Annotated in this window: 5 protein-coding genes; all 5 read right to left on the reverse strand. The window is 70.8% G+C overall.

The annotated features are described in order from the left end of the window. Positions 1-17 precede the first annotated feature (17 nt). Positions 18-2,411, reverse strand: a complete 2,394-nt coding sequence (locus OG861_RS02215; RefSeq protein ID WP_330261084.1) for a penicillin acylase family protein — start codon at positions 2,409-2,411, stop codon at positions 18-20. Beyond that, positions 2,398-3,672, reverse strand: coding sequence for an MFS transporter (locus OG861_RS02220; RefSeq protein ID WP_330261085.1), 1,275 nt, complete (start codon positions 3,670-3,672; stop codon positions 2,398-2,400). The genes OG861_RS02215 and OG861_RS02220 overlap by 14 nt, the downstream gene beginning before the upstream one ends. Beyond that, entirely contained in the window at positions 3,669-7,730 is a 4,062-nt protein-coding gene (locus tag OG861_RS02225; protein ID WP_330261086.1) for an amino acid adenylation domain-containing protein, read from the reverse strand. The genes OG861_RS02220 and OG861_RS02225 overlap by 4 nt, the downstream gene beginning before the upstream one ends. A 111-nt stretch (positions 7,731-7,841) precedes the next feature. Next, positions 7,842-14,525 carry an amino acid adenylation domain-containing protein gene (locus OG861_RS02230; RefSeq protein WP_330261087.1) on the reverse strand — a complete coding sequence of 2,228 codons (6,684 nt, stop codon included), beginning with the start codon at positions 14,523-14,525 and terminating at the stop codon, positions 7,842-7,844. Positions 14,526-14,591: 66 nt separating this feature from the next. After that, positions 14,592-18,002 (reverse strand): fatty acyl-AMP ligase, encoded by a 3,411-nt coding sequence (locus OG861_RS02235; RefSeq protein WP_330261088.1) that lies wholly within the window; start codon positions 18,000-18,002, stop codon positions 14,592-14,594. Position 18,003 lies beyond the last annotated feature (1 nt).

An 18,003-nucleotide genomic window follows, 5' to 3' on the forward strand; every position in this document is an offset into this window, starting at 1 on the left:
CACGGGTGGCGTCGTGGTCAGCGCCGCGGTCGCAGGACGAGCCCCGGACCGGTTCGGGGGGCGGCGCCCTGGAGGTCCACGGGGTAGAGCCCGCCGGCGGAATGGGTGTCCGTCTGGTCCTCGTAGTGGGGGGAAAGGGGGTGTCCGGAACTGCCGTGCCGGAGGACGTCCCTCAGGTGGGGGCCGGGTCCGGCCAGTTCGGCCACGAAGCGCCAAGGGGCGCCCTCCACGACGGCGCCTTCCCGGTCGGGGGTCATCAGACAGACCGAATGCCCGCTTCCGCCCACGGGCGTGGTCCTGCCGCCGAAGAGGCCGGCCAGTGCCGGTACCGCCTTCGCCAGAGGATGCCGGTCCGCCAGCACGTGGACGTGCTCGTACCGCCAGAGCGCGGGCCGTGTGCCGTGCGCCCGTGAGATCCGGCCGGCTGCCTCGGTCAGCGCGCGGGACACGACGGCCGCAAGGGGTTCCAGGTCTCCGAGCCGCTCCCTGGCCTCACCGTCCAGCAGGATGTGGTCGACCTGGAGGGAGATGTCCGGCATCTTGCCGGCCAGATCGGCGCCGAGCCTGCTGGTCACCCAGTGTTCCGCCAGGACCTGCATCAGGCGGAAGAACACCAGGGGTGCCGCCTGGTCGGCCGCGTCACGGCCGTCCCAGTCCTTGAGCAGTTCGTGGCAGGCCCTGGCGAGCCGGTCCTCGGGAGGCTGCTGGTCCAGCGCTTCCAGCAGGGCCGGCAGGACACGGCGCGCGCGACCGTTGGCGGTGTCGCCCTGCCATCGAGCGCAGTCGTCGGCGGTCACCGGCCCCGCACCCAGTATCAGTTCCTCGATGCGCTCCGCCCGGTAGGGAGCCACCCAGTCGATACCTACCTGGACGGGAGCGTCGTCGGGGACGAGCTTGTGGTTGGCCGAGACGATGTACCCCTCCTCCGGGTTGACCGTTTCCGGCAGTTCATCGAATTCCAGGAACCGCTCCCAGGACCGGGCGACTTCGCTGTATGCGCCCGGTGCGAGGCCGCTGGCCGGCCTGCGTGCGGGGACCAGTCCCGCGGTCTTGAGAGCGATGTCGCCGTCGCGGCAGGCCACCATGACGTTGAGCACCGGGACTCCGAAGCCGCGCAGCGCATCGCGGAACTCCTCGTAACCGCGCGCGCGCCACATCAGCTGGCAGCCTTCTATCTCCGTGGACGGGGTGAGGCCGCTCCAGAAGAGCCCGTACCTGCCCGCGTCGTCATCCGCGGCCGGCGGGTCCATCTCCACGTGCCGGACACCGCCCGCCGCCCTCACGACCACGTCGTCTCCCCCGCGTACGGAGATGGTGCTCTCGATCTCCCAGGTGCGTTCGGCGCCGCTCAGGGAGTCGAGGGTGCACAGGTCCTGGGTGTCCACCGTGGAATTGGTGATGCCCCAGGCGAGGTGCCGGTTGGCGCCCGCGATCAGGCCCGGGAGGCCCGGGACGGTCACGCCGTATCCGTCTGCGGCGTCTTCCCCGTCGGCGGTGACCTTCAGCCCCATCTGGTACCACAGGCTGGGCTGGGTGAACAGGATGTGCGGGTCGTTGGCCAGGAGCGGATGACCGGTGGCGGAGCGTTCCCCCGACACCGCCCAGGCGTTGGACCCGATGGGGTGTTCTCCGCGCAGGAGCCCCTGGAGCCAGTCACGGGACCCGAGGGGGAGGGCGTCGACGTGTTCCGAGCGCAGGACCGCCTCGTCGGTGCTCCCCGCACGGTCCGCCGAGCCCGGCCCGGCGGGTTTCCTGATGGTCACGGCCCCGCCGTCCGGGTACTTCGGGTGCAGGAAGGACGCGGCGCACGAGGGATGTTCGCGGGTCAGCCGGGCTCTGAACGTCTCGTTCTTGATGTTCACCCCGAGGTCGAAGCCCAGGTGTTTGACGATCACGAGGGAATCGACCGGTGTCCAGGGCTCGGGACGGTAACGCAGCAGCATGAACTCCGGCGGAAGGCCTGCGCGCCGGCGCATCCGTCGTAGGGCGGTGTTCACGCCGCGGCTGAAGGCTTCGAGGGCGGCCCTGCGTTCCGGGCCCAGAAGTTCCTCCGAAGCCCGCGCCACCCGTTCGAGCGCCAGCTTCCTGGCCCGTACGTCATCGGGCAGTGCCACGGCGCCGAAGATCTCGGACAGCGTCCCCTTGGCCCTCCTGCGCAGTACGTCCATCTGCCACAGGCGGTCGGTGGCCTGCGCGAAGCCCGCGGCGAAATAGAGGTCCCCGTCGTTGTCCGCCTCGACCCAGGGGATGCCCCGGTGGTCCCGGCGGATGGTCGCGCCCGACACGATGCCCTCGTGCCGCTGAGTGCCGGGGCGGGGCCGGGCCCATCGGCTCGGTGCCGCGAGGATGCCGAGTGCCCGGTCGCGCAGGGAGCCGCGGAGGGAGTCGCGGAAGGATTCACGCCTGCTCATGGGAGACCGTCTCCTTCCTTGCAGTGTGCTCTTCCCGACGGGTCAGGCCGGGGATGCGCCGGCCCACCACCAGGTAGATGAGCACGCTGAACAGGGCGAAGCTGCCGAGGACGAAGAACATGGCCGTCCCGCCGTACCAGGCGAGGATGAGGCCCCCGGCGAACGGGCCGACGAAGCCGCCGAGCTGGGCGATGGTCTGGGCACCGAAGTAGCTGCCGCGCCGGTCCTCGGGAGCGATACGGTCGATGATCGCGAACTCGGCGGGAATGATGAAGGTCTCTCCGATGGAGAAGACGACCATCGCCACGATGAACTGCCATGCCTGGCCCGACAGCCCGAACCCCGCCATGCCGCCGAACATCAGCAGGCCGCCCAGCACGATGGAGCGCACCGGTTCGAGCCTCTGGGAGATGCGCGAGGCCAGCAGCTGGAAGAGCACGACCGTCACGGCGTTCGTGGTCAGCAGGTAGCTGAGGATCTTGACCCCGTCCTCGAACCCGAGCGAGAGGTGCTGGGCCAGGACCCCGGAGATCTTGCTGTGCACCGCCTCCAGCAGCAGGCCGGCGATGATGAGGCAGAGCAGCGTCCGGTCCGTCGCGAGGGCCCGGAAACTTCCCCTCAGCCCTTCGAGGACCTGTCCGAAGAGCTTGCTCTCCTCGGTCGTCCGGCGGGTGGGGCCGGCCGCTCCGGAGGGCCTCAACAGGATCGCGGAGCCCAGCAGGACGAAGTAGCCCACGTACACGGCGGCCGCGATGAGGAACGTCTCGCGGCCACCGGACAGGCCCGTGAAGGCGCCGATCATCGGGCCGGCCGAGAAGCCGATGTTGACGGCCAGGTACTGGTACGAGAACCACTTCACGCGCCGTTCCTGCGGCAGCAGATCGCTCAGCAACGCCTTGGCCACGGGCCCGAACGAACTGCTGCTCAAGGAGAGCGTCGCGTTGAAGACGAACACGCTCACGAGGCTGTGGCTGAGGTAGAAGCCGATGAAGGACACGACGACACCGAGCAGCGACAACAGGAGCAGCGGTGTGCGTCCGAGGACGTCGGAGACGGAGCCCCCGACGAGCCCCGCGAAGATCGCGAAGAACACCGACGAGCCGACGATGAAGCCGATGGTGCCCGGCTCCAGGCCGAGTTCCCGGCGCAGGAACACCGCGAGGAAGGGAATGCTGATCGAGTTGGCGAGCATCATGATGCCGGAACCGGCGACCAGGAGCCTGGCCAGTGGGGGTGCGGCGGTGGTGGTGCGCGTCGTCATCGTGCGGTCCCCTGCCCGGCTTCGCTGAGGCGGGCGTCGTGCCGGTGGAAGAACCGCTGCATGAGCAGGGCGGTGTCGCGGGCGCCCGGATGGCGCAGCATGCTCTCGTGGCCCGCATCGACGCTCGCGCAGGACAGTCCGCCGGCCGTGATCCGCTCCCAGCCCTCGCGCGGGCTCTCGGCGGTGCGGCCACTGTCCTGGGCAGCCTCGATCAGGAGGACGGGCGGTACGTCGGACGGTACCGCCGGCCACGTGAGGCAGGACATGCGGACGAACATCTCCAGGGCTTCGTGGAGCCCCCCGCCCAGCAGTTCGAGGGCGTCCGGGCCGAGGAGCTCCTCCACCTTGTCCAGCAGGGCGTCCTCCGGCATGGTCCACAGCGCGGCCGGATCGGCCTGCGAGGCGGACGCGCTCAGGCCGGGGAACAGGTCGGCCAGTGTGCCGAGGAACGCCTGGAGGCGTTCGGTGCGTGAGGTGGCGAGTTGACGCTGGACCGCCGCCGGGGTGAGGGCGTCCAGCACCACCAGGCTCTCCACTCGGACGCCGCGGGAGCGCAGGGCGTCGGCGACGTAGGGGCTCAGGGCGCCGCCGTAGGAGTGGCCGACGAGGTGGATCCTGCGTCCGGCCGCCGCTTCGTCGATGATGCGGGCGCATTCGCCCGCCAGGGAGTCGATGGACAGGGCGGCGCCCTGGGCCTGCGCGATGGCCCTCGTCGACAGTGCGTAGAAGGACCGGTCGCCGAAGTGCGCGGACAGCTGGACGTAGGACGCCCCGAGTCCGAGTACGCCGGGCAGCGCGAACACCGCCGTCTCGCCCTCGGGGTTCTGCCTCAGGGGGAAGAGGCCGTGTACCGTGCCCGTGCCCGTGCCCGTGTCGCCGGCCGCGCCGCGCGGTGCGGCGGTCAGGGTGGAGACCGGGGCGTCCGGGTCGTCCAGGACGGTTCGCAGCAGCCGGCCGAAGTCCCCGGCCATCTCCCGGACGGTGCCGCTGTGGAAGAGGTCCGTGTTGTAGCGCCAGCGCAGGGTGAGGCCGCCTCCGGCTTCGAGCACGTCGAGGACCAGGTCGGTCTGTACGTCCTGCTCCGGTGAGTGGACCAGGGTGACCTCCAGTCCTTCCAGGTCCAGCCGGGCGGCTTCGTTGTTCTGGTAGGCGAACATGATCTGGAAGAGGGGCGAGTGCGCGGCGCTGTGCTCGGGCTTGAGCCGCTTGACCAGGTGGTCGAAGGGCACGTGCTGGTGCTCCAAGTCGTGCAGGGTCCGTTCCCTGACCTGCCCGAGCAGCTCGCGGAAGGTGAGATCACCGTCCACGTGGGTGCGCAGCACGACCGAATTCACGAACATGCCGATCACCCCCTCCAGCTCGGCGTGCCGCCGGTTCGCCACGGGGCTCCCCACCACGATGTCGCGGTCGCCCGAGCGGCGGGCCAGGAGCACGGCGAACAGGGCCTGCAGCAGCGTGAAAGGAGTGGCGTTCTCGCCGTGGCCCAGCGCCCGCAGTTCCTCGGTGAGCGGCGTCGCCAGTGACTCCTCGTGGATGCCGCCCGCGTAGGTCATGTTGCGGGGGCGCGGCTTGTCGAGCGGCAGCCCGTGCACGACGGGCAGTCCTTCGAGCCGCTTCTGCCAGTAGTCGATGTCCTGCTCGGCGGCGCCGCTGTCGGCCCAGCGGTCCATGCTGTAGGCGTAGTCGCCGTATTCGACGCTCAGCGGGGCGAGCGGGAGGTCCGTCGCGGCCGCGTCCTGCTTGAAGTGCGCGTAGAAGTCCACCAGTTCACGGCTGAGCACGGAGTTGGACCAACCGTCCGAGGCCACGTGGTGGGCGGTGATCAGGAGGGCGTGCAGTCCCTCGGAGATCCGGACCAGGCGGACCCTGAGCGGGTCGTCCTGCTCCAGGTCGAAGGGGCGTGCCAGTTCCTGCGCCGACAGCCGCCGTACCGCGCTCATCGGGTCCTCGCCGGGGTCCGTCCCGAGGGCTTCCGTCCGCAGGGTGAACCGGCCGGGCGTCCGTACGACCTGAACCAGCTGTGTGCCTTCCAGCCGCAGGACCGTGCGCAGCGGTGCGTGGCGGTCCACGATGGCCCCGAAGGCCCTGCCCAGCGCTGCGGCGTCCAGGTCCCCGCGCATCAGGACGGTCTGGTGCAGGTTGTAGGCGGCGCTCTCGGGTTCGAGGGCCGCGAGGAAGTAGAGCCGCCTCTGGGGATCGGTGGCCGGCGGGTGGGCGCCCGCCGGCGCCTTGACCAGCGCCACTCCGCCTGCACCGTGCTGTCCCTCGGAGGTCGCGTTGCGAACGGCCTCGGCCAGGGCGGCGGCGGTCGGTTCCCGGAGGAAGTCGCGCAACGGCACGTCGACGCCGAACTCGCGCCGGACCCGCGCCAGCAGCGTGATCGCGACGAGCGAGTGACCGCCGAGCTGGAAGAAACCGGTCGTCGGGTTGGCCCGCTCCAGGTTCAGGAGCTCGGCGATCATCCCTGCGATCCGCACCGCCGTGGTGTCGGAGGCGGACTCCTGCGGCTCCGCCTCCTGCGCCTCGCCCAGGACGGTGGCCCGGTCGGGGTCCGGGAGGGCGCGGCGGTCGAGCTTGCCGTTCTGGGTCATGGGCAGCGAGTCGAGCGGGATGAACACGCTGGGGAGCATGTACGGGGGCAGCGCTGCCGAGAGCTGCTCCCGCAGCGACACCGCGGTCACGCCGGGCGCGCGGGGGACCACGTAGGCGATCAGGCTCGTGCCCAGCCCGGGGAGGTCCCGCGTGGTGACGGCGGCCTCGCCGAGCGAGTCGAGCGCGCGCAGGGCGCCCTCCACCTCGCCCGGCTCCACCCGGTACCCGCGGATCTTGACTTGGTCGTCCTTGCGGCCGAGGTAGGCGTAGTCGCCCGCCCCGGCCGACTGGACGAGGTCACCCGTGCGGTACCCGCGCCCGGCTCCGCCGGGCAGCTCCACGAACCGTTCCCGGTTCAGCTCCGGACTCGCCAGGTAGCCCTGGGTGACGCCGGGCCCGGTCACCACGAGTTCGCCGGTCTCACCCGGCGGGACCTCACGCATCTCCTCGTCGACCAGCAGGAAGGCCAGGTCCGGAAGGGGGCCTCCGATCAGCGACCGGGACTGTGCGAGGTCCGCCTCGCGCACCCGGCGGTACGACGCGTACACCGTCGTCTCCGTGGGCCCGTACTGGTTGATCAGCTGGGGTTGGGCGTCGCCGTACTTGGCGACCCACGGCCGCAGGTCGGAGAAGTGCAGGGCCTCGCCGGCAAGCACGACCCGGCGCAGCGGCAGCCGCTCCGCGCGCCCGGCGTCCTCGGCGATCAGCTGGTTGAAGGCGGTGGGAGTCTGGCTCATCATCGTGACCCGCTCCCGCTTGAGCAGTTCCCACAGCGCCCGCGGGTCCTTGGCCACCTCTTGCTCCACCACGACGACGCAGCCGCCGTACAGCAGCGCCCCCCACATCTCCCAGACGGACACGTCGAAGGCGAAGGTGTGGAACAGCGACCAGACGTCGTCGGCGGTGAAGTCGTAGAGCGCTTCCGAGACGTGGAACAGCCGCAGGACGTTGCCGTGTGACACCTGGACGCCCTTGGGACGGCCGGTCGTACCCGAGGTGAAGATGATGTAGGCCCGGGTGTCGCGTCCGATGCCGGTGGTTTCCGGGAGGTGCCCGGGCGCGGGCAGCTCGCCGTCCGCGTACACGACGGGGATGCCGGCGGGTACGGACCGGGCCAGCTCCCGCGAGGTGATCACCACGGACGGAGCGGCGTCCTCCAGGATCAGCGCGAGACGCGCCGGTGGTGTCGCCGGGTCGAGCGGCACGTAGGAGGAGCCGGTGCGCAGCACCGCCACCGCGGCGGCCACCATGTCCGCCGAACGCTCGAGCAGCACACCCACGGGGCGGGAGGCGTCGCCGCCCCGCGCCAGCACCGCGGAGGCGAGCACGTTGACCCGGTCGTTCAGCTGCCGGTACGTCAGCGACCGGCCGCCGCACCGCACCGCGTCACGCTCGGGGAAGGCCGTCACCGTCTCGGCGAAGGCCTCTACCAGGCTCTTCGCACCGGCGAGGGAGCGCGCCGGCACCGGGTTCACCCGACCGGAGCTGCCGCGGAGAGCCACTCGGCGGCGGAGAAGGTCTGCACGATCTGAGGTCATGGTTGGTTTCCTTCTTGGACCAGCGGATTCGCTGCCATGTCAGAGGGCCAGGAGCAGGGCTGAGAGGAGGCCCTCCGCCTCCACCCGGGCGAGGAAGTCCGGCCATTGCGGGGACTCGACGGCACGCGCCGCCTGGTGCGCGAAGTCCACTTCCTCGCGGCTGACCGCCTGCCAGGCCGCCTGGAGGGCGGCGAGGTCTTCCGCACCGGTCAGGACGATGTCGCCGAGCTCGGTGTCCGGCTGCTCCAGCAGGGCTTCCAGGACCCTGTCGACGGCGTCGACGAGACGCTCGACGGTGGCGGGGGTGAACAGGGTCGCGTCGTACTGGACCGTGAGGTGCAGCCCGGAGGGGTCCTCGACGAACCGGAACAGCAGATCGAAGAGGGCCGTTGCGGGCGGAACCTGCTCCAGGGCGGCCGAGATCCCGGGAAGGGCGTCCAGGTCGAGGGGGAAGTTGTCCACGGTGACGAGCACCTGCACCAGGGGGGAGACCCCGGGCGTCCGTTCGCCGCCCGCTTCCCGGACGATCTCCTGGAAGGGCATCTGCTGGTGTTCCAGGGCGGACAGCGCGCTGGAGGCGACCGAGTCGAGCAGCCGCGCGCCCGTCGTCTGCGGTTCGACGTGGTAGCGGAACGGCAGGGTGTCGGCGAAGTAGCCGATCAGGTTCGCCGTTTCCGGGAGCCCGCGTCCGGCCACGGCGGACCCGATCACCAGGTCCGACTGCTGGGCGAAGCGCGACAGCACGGCCGCGGTGGCCGCGTGGAACACCATGAACGGGGTGACCCCGCGCGCTCGGGCGAGCTCGCCGACGCGCCGCGTCATCCGGGGCTCCCAGTCCTTGACCTGGTGGCCCGAGGTCCGGCTGCGGTCTTCGGTGCGCTCCTGGTCGGTCACCAGGGCGAGTTCGCCCTGGTAGCCGTCCAGGTAGGTGCGCCAGAAGGCGGCCTCCGCGGAGCCCGCGCCGGACGGCTGCTCCTGCTGCCACAGCGCGTAGTCCCCGTACTGGACGGGAAGTTCGGGCAGCCGTGGGATGCGGCCCTCGCGGTGCGCCAGGTAGGCCTCGGTGATCTCGCGGATGGCGACGTCGGTCGACCAGCCGTCCGACACCACGTGGTGGCTGCTCCACTGCAGGACGTGCTGCGTGGGCGTGAACCGGTACAGACGCGCCACCACGAGTGGCCCGCGCTCGAGGTCGAAGCGGAGAGCGCCGGTCTGCCGGCGGACGTACTCCTTCATCGCTTCGGCGTCGGCCGCCTCTTCATGCGACGCGTCGACGACTTCGAGCCGGACGGCCGCCCCGGCCCGCGGGGTCTGGTACGGAACGCCTTCCCGGTTGCCGAAGCGCATCGAGAGGATCTCGTGGCGGCCCGCCAGGGTGTCGACAGCGCTGCGCAGCGCTTCGACGTCGAGGTCGCCCCGCAGGTGCAGCAGCGTGGTGTTCTCGTAGGAACGGTCCTGCGGGTCGACCTGGTTCAGGAACCACAGGCTGGCCTGGTTGCGGGCGAGCGGGAACTCCCGCGGCCGTCGTTCGAGGGGGGTGATGCGCGAGGGGGGCGTGGCGCCGGCCGCCGGGGACCCGACGAGTTCCTCGACCTGGTGGGCCAGTGCCCTCGGGGTCGGGTTCTCGAAGAGCAGGCGCAGCGGAAGGTCCACGCCGAACCGGTCCCTGAGGCGGGCCATGACCTGGGCGGCGTGCAGCGAGTGTCCGCCCAGGGCGAAGAAGTTGGACAGGGCCGCCGGCGGACGGGCGGTGCGGAGCACACCGGCCCAGACCTCGATGACCGCGGCTTCGGTCGGTGTGGGCGGAAGACTGTCGTCCTGCACGGTGGTGTCCAGGTCCGTGAGGTCCCACGCCGCGAGAGCCTTGGTGTCGACCTTTCCGTGCGGGGTACGGGGCAGCTCGCCCAAGGCGATCAGGTAGTCGGGCACGGCGTAGCGCGGCAGGAGCGAGCCCAGCCGGTCACGCAGTTCGACGGGCGAGACCTCCAGCCTCAGCAGCGTGTCACCGGCGGCCGCGGCGGAGTTCTGCACGGCCTTGGGGACGTAGAAACCGACGAGCTGCTTGCCGTGTTCGCCGTCGGCCCGCACCGTGACGGCGCTCTCCTGCAACGTCTCCACGGTGGCCAGGGCCCGTTCCACCTCGCCCAGTTCGATGCGGTGGCCGCGTATCTTGAGCTGGGTGTCGATCCGGCCGAGGAACTCGAAGCCGCCGTCCGCCAGTTGCCGGCCCCGGTCGCCGGTGCGGTAGGCGAGGACCTCGGGTGATTCCCCGAACGGGTCCGGCACGAAGGCGGCGGCGGTGCGCTCCGGGTTGTTGACGTAGCCGCCGCCGACGCACAGGCCGCCGACGTAGAGCTCGCCGGGGGTGCCGACCGGCACCGGCTCGCGGTTGTCGTCCAGGACGTAGACCTTGGCGTTCCTGATCGGCCGGCCGACCTGCACGGAGGCGGCCCGCTCGTCGGCCACTGCGACCACTTCGTAATGCGTGCAGTCGTCGGAGACCTCGGTGGCGCCCCACATGTTGAGCAGCCGCACGTCGGGAAGCTGCGCACGGAAGGCGTTGGCGCACTTGGGGGTGAGGGTCTCCCCGCTGGAGACCACCCAGCGCAGGGCGAAGGCACCGAACGCGTCGTTGCCGTAGTGCGCCAGTTCCGCGGCGAACACGCTCAGCACGGTGGGGGAAACCTCCAGCACCGTGATGCCGTCCTCGGCGACGGCCCGCAGCAGCCGCGAGGGGTCCTGGCTGACGGCGTCCGGGTAGATCACCGCGGTCGCGCCGGCGGCGAGCGGTGCGAGCATCTGCCACACGGAGATGTCGAAGGTCGCCGCGGCGTCCTGCGACACCCGGTCCCCGGGACGGATCTCCAGCGCGTCCAGCTTCGCCTGGATGTGGTTGAGCATGCCGTCGTGGCGCAGCAGTGCTCCCTTGGGCTCGCCGGTGGAGCCCGAGGTGAAGATGATGTACGCGTCGTCCCTGCCGCCCGGCAGCCGGCCCCGGTACGGTGCGCTGCCCTCGGCGGAGGCCAGCAGGGGCCCCAGTTCCGCCACGCGCACCGAACCGCCGGTGGCCTCTTCGGCCGCGGTCCGCGTCTGCCCGTCGCACAGGACGAGGTCCGCGCCGCTGGTCCGCAGCATGGCGGCGACGCGTTGTACGGGTCCCGCGGGGAGGGGCAGGTAGATCGCGCCGGTCCGCATGACGGCCAGCGTCGCCACGAGGTAGTCGATGTTCCGCTCGGCGACCACGCCGACGACCGTCCCGGGTCCCGCACCGAGCTCGTGCAGCACGGTCGCGGCGGAGCCGGCCCGCTCGGCGAGCCGCTCGTAGGTGATGGTCTCGGTTCCGCACAGGGCCGCGATGCGGTCGGCGTGGGTGGCGGCCCTCTCCTCGAACACCGGGAAGAAGCCGTCCGCGCGGAGCGCCTCGGCCGGCTCGCCGTACCCGTCGAGCAGCCGGTGCCACCGCTCCTCGCCGAGCAGGGTGCGCTGGCTCGGCACCGAGCGGGGGTCGGCGGCCAGGTCGTCGAGTGCGTTGCGGTAGACCTCGCCGACGAGGCGCAGCTGGTCCTCGGTCATCCGCCGCATGTTGGCTTCGAGGTCGAGGGACAGCAGTTTGGTGAAGGGGTCCTTGTTGAACTCCGTGCGCAGCGTGAAGTGCGTCTGGATGTAGGCCTTGGCGTCGAGCACTTCGAGCGCGGTGGCCGAGGCGAGCTGCTCGTAGCTGTGGAAGTGGGTGTAGTTGAAGCTGATGTCGGTGAGTTCCCGCACGTCGATGAGCCGCTGCAGACGCGCGTAGGGGAACCGGCGGACGGGAAGGAGCTGCTGCTCCTTGGCGAAGGCTGCGGCGATCAGGTCGTTCCAGGCGCCCTGCCGGCTGTTGAGCTTGTACGGCACGACGTTCAGGTGGACCCCCATCACGTCGGCGCCGCCCTCCTCTTCGGAGCGGCCGTTGGACTCGACGCCGAGCACGACCTCGCTGCTGCCGGTGAGGCAGGACAGCACCCTGGCGTGCACGGCGAGCAGCACGTGCTTGAGCGACACGTTGTGCTCGCGGGCGATGTCGTCCAGCGCGTGCGACAGTTGGGGGTCGATGTCGACGCTGAGGAAGCCCATCGTCCCCTCGTGCCGGTCTTCGGGCCCCTCCACGAGGCGCGGAAGCATCGTCGGAGTGGTGTCTTCGAGTTCTTGTCGCCAGAAGTCCTCGATGGCGGGGTCGGCAAGTGCTCCCTGCTCCAGGGCGATGTAGTCGGCGTAGCGCCGGACGGGACGGGCGGCCGCTTCCTTCTGCGCTCCGTCGCGCAGGGCCCAGTAGTCGGCCAGGATCTCGGTGATCAGGGACGACTCGCTCCAGCCGTCGAGCAGTGCGTCGTGGAAGCTCATGGAGAACATGAACTCGTCGTCGGCGAGCTCGTGGACCGTGAACCGCATGAGCGGCGGATTCGTCCAGTCGTAACCGACCCCGCGCTCCGCCAGCTGCCACGAGTCGAGTGCGGCCTCCTGCTCCGAGGGGGACAGGTGGCGCAGGTCCTCGGCCGTGACGTGGGTGGCGGCGTGGGCGTGGACCAGCTGGAGGGGCTCCGAGTAGCCGTTGAAGTCGAACGACGTGCGCAGGATCTCGTGCCGGTCCACGGCCCGTGCCACTGCGCGCTCCATGGCCTGGTGGTCGTAGGCGGCCTTGAGCCGGAACATGAAGATGTCGCAGTACATGTTGACGTCGGCTTCGTAGGCGCTGTGGAACAGCAGGCCCGCCTGGAGGGTGCCCACGGGGTAGGCGTCGACGACGTCCCCGTCGGGGATCAGGCCGCGGTCCTCGTCGCTGATCAGGCTGAACGGTGCCACGCTCGGCGACGCGGTCTCCGGGGCCTGTTCGCGCACCGCCACCTCGGCGAGGGCGAGCGGGGTCTGCAGGGCGTAGATGTCGCGCAGCTCCAGGGTGATGCCCTTCCCCAGGGCTTGGGCGCGCAGCTGCAGCGCCATGATCGAGTCACCGCCGATGCTGAAGAACGAGTCGGTCTCCGTCACGCCGGTGATGCCGATGACGTCCTCGAAGATCTCCACGATGGCCCGGGCGTCCTCGGAACCCCCCGCGGGTGCTCCCGATGCCTCACCGGCGGGCTCGCGCAGGCAGTTCGCGGCCGAGGCGGCCGGCAGCTCCTTGCGGTCGACCTTGCCGTTGTGGTTCATGGGGATGCTGTCCACGGGCACGACGAAGGCCGGGATCATGTAGTGCGGAAGCCGCTCGCGCAAGCGGGAGAAGAGCTCGGCCGGGTCGAAGCCCTCGCCGCGCACGACGTAGGCCACGATCCGCGGTCCGGACTCCGCCGAGCGGTGGTCGCCGCGCGATCCCCCGCGAATGAGGTCGCGGACGTCGGTGATCCTGGCCGAGACCGAGCGTTCCTTGACGACGGGGTTCGAGGGGGCTTCGGGTGTGGTGACGACCACGGCGGCCTGGGTGATACCGGTGACCGCGCTCAGCACCGCCTGGATCTCGCCGAGTTCGATCCGGAAGCCGCGGATCTTGACCTGGTCGTCCGCGCGGCCCTGGTACTCGTACTCGCCCGTCCCGGTGATCCTCGCCAGGTCTCCGGAGCGGTATCCCAACCCGCTGTGGCCGGGGAGTTCGACGAAGCGCTCGCGGGTGAGATCGGGGCGCCCCAGGTAGCCGAGGGTCACTCCGGGACCGGTGACCACGATCTCGCCCACCTCGCCGGCGGGCACCTCCCGCAGCTCGTCGTCGACGAGCACGAAGCCGAGGTCGGGCAGGGGCAGGCCGATCAGGGATCCGGCCTGGGACAGGTCCTGCTCCAGCACCCGGCGGAAGGAGGCGTGCACCGTCGTCTCGGTGATGCCGTACATGTTGATGAGCTGCGGGGTGTCGTCCCCGTACTTGGCGACCCAGCGCCGCAGGTTGCCGAAGTGCAGTGCCTCGCCGCCGAAGACCACCCAACGAAGCGGCAGCCGGGCCGCGTGCGCGGCGTCCTCGACGGTCAGCTGGTTGAACGCCGTGGGGGTCTGGCTGAGCATGGTCACGCGTTCCCGCTGGAGCAGTTCCCAGAAGGTACGCGGGTCCTTCGCCACTTCCTGTTCCACGACGACCACGCAGCCGCCGTACAGCAACGCGCCCCACATCTCCCAGACCGAGAAGTCGAAGGCGAAGGAGTGGAACAGCGACCAGACGTCCTCGCAGCCGAACCCGAAGAGTGCCTCCGTACCCGAGAAGAGCCGCAGCACGTTGCCGTGGGACACCTGCACGCCCTTGGGGCGGCCGGTCGTACCCGAGGTGAAGATGATGTACGCGCGGCTGTCGGCTGCGATGCCGGGGTGCGGCAGTTCCTGCGCCGGGACGGGCAGCTCGTCATCGACGCACACCACCTGGAGTCCGGCGGCGAGCGAGCCGGCCAGCTCCCGCGTGGTGACCACCACGGAGGGGTCGGCGTCGTCGAGGATCAGTTCGAGCCGCGCCGTGGGCGTCGCCGGGTCCATGGGCACGTACGAAGATCCGGTGCGCAGCGCCGCGAGGGCCGCCGCGATCATGTCCACCGAGCGCTCCAGCAGGATGCCCACGGGGCGACTCGGGTCGTCCGAGGCCCTGATCAGTGCGGCCGCCAGGGCGTTCACCCGGTCGTCGAGTTCCCGGTACGTCACGGCCCGGGCGCCGCAGCGGACGGCGTCGCGCGTGGGGAAGGCACGCACCGAGTTCGCGAAGCCCTCCACCAGGTTTCCCACGCCCGCCAGGGTTCCGGTCGGAAAATCGTGTTCCTGCATCGTTCCAACTCCAGATCTTCTGCTTCTTCAGCGGGAATGGGCGTTGAGCTCGCGCAGAGCGGTCCGGAACCCCTCGGCGACGGCTTCGGCCACGGACGCGTCGACCACGTTCTTCTGGTGGACCAGCCGGAACACCAGCCGGTCGTCGTGCCGGGTGCCGTAGAGGCTCAGGGCGAAGGCCACGTCACGGGGCCGCACGTCGACCGCCCGGACCTCCACGTCGCCGAGCATCTGGCGGCAGCCGCTCGACGGGAGGGAGAAGCCCTCCGCCAGGCGCGTGTCGGCGGTCTGCTGGAACGTCAGCGTCGCCTGGAAGAGCGGGTTCTGTCCGTGCCGTTCCGGCTTCAGCTCCTTGACGAGCCGGGCGAAGGGCAGGTCGGCGAAGTCCAGTGCGTCCCGCAGCTCCTGCCAGGTGCGGTCCTCAAGGCTGTCGAGGCCCTCGCCGTCCCGGAAGTCCCCTTGCAGGGGCATCATGTTGACCAGGTAGCCCACGGTTTCCGCGAACCGCCAGTCGGTCCTGCCGTGGTGGGGGCTTCCGATGACGATCTGCTTCTCGCCGACGGTCAGGTACAGGGCGTGCAGGTAGGCGGAGGCGAGCGTGACGAACGGCGTACGTCCGTGGGCCTGGCTGCGGGTGTAGATCCGGCGGGTCGTCTCCGCGTCGATCTCGAAGTCCACGGTGCCGGCCGGATTGCGGTCGGCCGGGGCGGCCGCCCTCGGCTTGAACAGCAGCTGGTTGCGCAGGGGCCGCCACCGGTCGGCCCAGGTCTGCAGCCGCTCGTCGGCGGCGGCGTCCGGTGCACGACGGGCGCGGGCCCATTCCAAGGCCGTCGCCGGTGACCCGCCGGTGGGCGCGGGGGACTTCTCCAGCCGGATTCCGGGCAGCTCCTGGAGGATTTCGGTGAGGACCGTACGCAGCGACCAGTGGTCGACGACGGCGTGGTGGCAGACGAGCATGAGCACCGTCGCGTCCGAGGTGAGTGCGGCGGCGGCACGGACGAGCGGCCCCTCGGTCAGCGAGAAGGGCCGGTGGGCCACCTCGTCGAGGTAGGCGTCGACGGCCGGGTCATCGTCGTCCGCGAACCGCTGTTCCTGCCAGTCGACGTCGCGGCTGTCACGCACCAGCTGGGTACCCGTCCCCAGGGGGCCGAGGACGGTGCGCAGGGCCGGGTGGCGTTCGACGGCCCCGGCCACGGCGGACCGCAGGAGGTGCGGCTCGTAGGCCCTCGACAACCGCACCGCGATGGGCAGGTTGTTGGCGGTGTCCTCGGGGAGCAGCTCGGAGTAGAACTGCATCTGGATCTGGCCATCGGCCGCAGGGCCCTCGGCCGGCGACCGGTCCGGCGCCGGCTCCTGCGCCTCGGCGCGGGCCGGCGGTTCGGCGGTCAAGGCCGTGATGGCCTGCGCCACCTCGTCGAGCGAGCGGTCGCCGTAGAAGAGCCGGCTGTCGATACTCCGCTGGAAGAGCTGCTCCAGGGCGGCCTTGAACGCGGTGAGCTTCAGGGAGTCCAGGCCCAGTGAGGCGAGCGGCTGTGCGAGGTCTTCCCCGCTCGGCGCGCCTCCCCAGCGCCCGGCCAACTGGGCCACGAGTGCGTCCCGCACGGCCTCGTGGCGCCGGACGTCGTCCAGCAGGTGCAGCGAGGAGGTGTCGGACGCAGGTACGTCGGCCGCCTGCCCGTGTTCGTCCCCCCGTGTCGCGCTCACCACCCGCAGGCCGCCGGCGAGGTACCGCGTCCGCGTCTCGGCCCTGCGGATCTTTCCGCTGGAGGTCTTGGGGATCGAGCCGGGGTAGACGAAGACGACCTCGGCCAGGTGGAGGTCGCACTCGGTGCCGACCGTACGGAGCACCTCCCTGCTGACGGCGGCGAGGGTGTCCGGGTCGTCGCGAAGGAGCGTCACGGAGGAGCGTTTCACCTCGGCCACCAGCACGACCTCAGGTGCGTCCGGGGCCGGCTGGAACGCCGCGGCGCACCCCTTGCGCAGGTGGGCGGAGGCGAGCGATCCCACGGTTTCGATGTCGTGCGGGTAGAAGTTGCGACCGGCCACGATGAGCAGGTCCTTCATGCGTCCTACGGGGTACAGCTCGCCCTCGTGGAAGGCTCCGAGGTCACCGGTGCGGAGGAAGAGGCCGGGGTGTCCCTCGATCCGCGCGCGGAACGTTTCCTCCGTGGGGCCTTCGGCGCCCCAGTAGCCCTGGGCCACTCCCCTGCTGCGCACGCAGATCTCGCCGACGCAGCCGTCCTGTACGGCGCGCCCGTTCGCGTCGCGGATCACGATCTCGGTGTGCAGGGCGGGGCGCCCCGCCGACACGATGCCGACTCCGTCCTCCGCCTGCGACCCCAGAGCCGGGGCGAGCCGGCCCTGCTCCACCGTACGGCGGTCGAAGACGTGGGCACGGTACCCGGCCGTCGGCTCGGCGCCCGAGACGAACAGGGTGGCTTCCGCCAGGCCGTAGCAGGGGTAGACGGCGCCGGGGTCGAAGCCGTGTGCGCCGTAGACGGTGGAGAAGTCCCGCAGGGTCCTTTCCACCACGGGTTCGGCGCCGTTGAACGCGATGCGCCAGCCGCTGAGGTCGACTCCGGCGAGGCGGTCGGCGTCGTACCGGTCGACCAGGAGCTGGTACGCGAAGTTGGGGCCGCCGGAGCAGGTGGCGCCGAACCGGGCGATCGCCAGCGGCCAGATCATCGGATCGTAGACGAAGGCGAAGGTGTTGAGGAGGACCGACCTCAGCCCCATGTAGAGCGGCAGGAGCGCCGCCCCGATCAGACCCATGTCGTGGTAGAGCGGAAGCCAGCTGAGGATCACGTCGCCGGACCGGACGCCGAAGCCGTCGGCGATGGCCTCCTCGTTCTCCGCCAGGTTGCGGTGGCTGACCATCACCCCCTTCGGAGCGCCGGTGGAACCGGAGGTGTACTGCAGGAAGGCCAGTTCCTCACCGTCGGTGCCCACGGGCCGGTACGTTGCCCGGTCGGTGGCCGCCAGGGTCTCGATGAGGTGGGTCCGCAGGTCCTCCGAGCCCTCCGGCTTCGGCAGGTCGGCGAGGTGTTCGGCGAGTGCCGCGGTGGTCAGGGCGTGGGTGGGACGGCAGCTCTGGATGACGGCCTCGATGCGGTCGAGCTTCGCGCCGGGGCGCGGCAGGTAGAGCGGAACCGCCACGACCCCCGCGTACAGGCAGCCGAGGAAGGCGACCAGGTAGTCGAGACCCGGTGGGAAGAGCAGCAGGATCCGGTCTCCGCGTCGCGCGGTGGACTGCAGGGCCGCGGCTATCCTCAGGGACGAGTCCTCCAGCTCCCGGAAGGTGACGTGCTGCTCGACCTCCAGGCCGGTTCCCACGAAGGTGTAGGCCACGTCATCGGGGCGCTCCCCGGCCCAGTGGGAGAGTGCCGCGGGGATCGACGGGAACCTCGGTTCGGTGTGGACTCCGGTGCTTGCCCGCATG

Origin of the sequence: Streptomyces sp. NBC_00539 (genome assembly GCF_036346105.1) — a bacterium.
GTDB lineage: Bacteria > Actinomycetota > Actinomycetes > Streptomycetales > Streptomycetaceae > Streptomyces.

Coding starts and splice junctions, on each gene's coding strand:
- OG861_RS02215 (WP_330261084.1), bottom strand. CDS start 2,411: ATGAGCAGGCGTGAATCCTTCCGCGACTCCCTCCGCGGCTCCCTGCGC.
- OG861_RS02220 (WP_330261085.1), bottom strand. CDS start 3,672: ATGACGACGCGCACCACCACCGCCGCACCCCCACTGGCCAGGCTCCTG.
- OG861_RS02235 (WP_330261088.1), bottom strand. CDS start 18,002: ATGCGGGCAAGCACCGGAGTCCACACCGAACCGAGGTTCCCGTCGATC.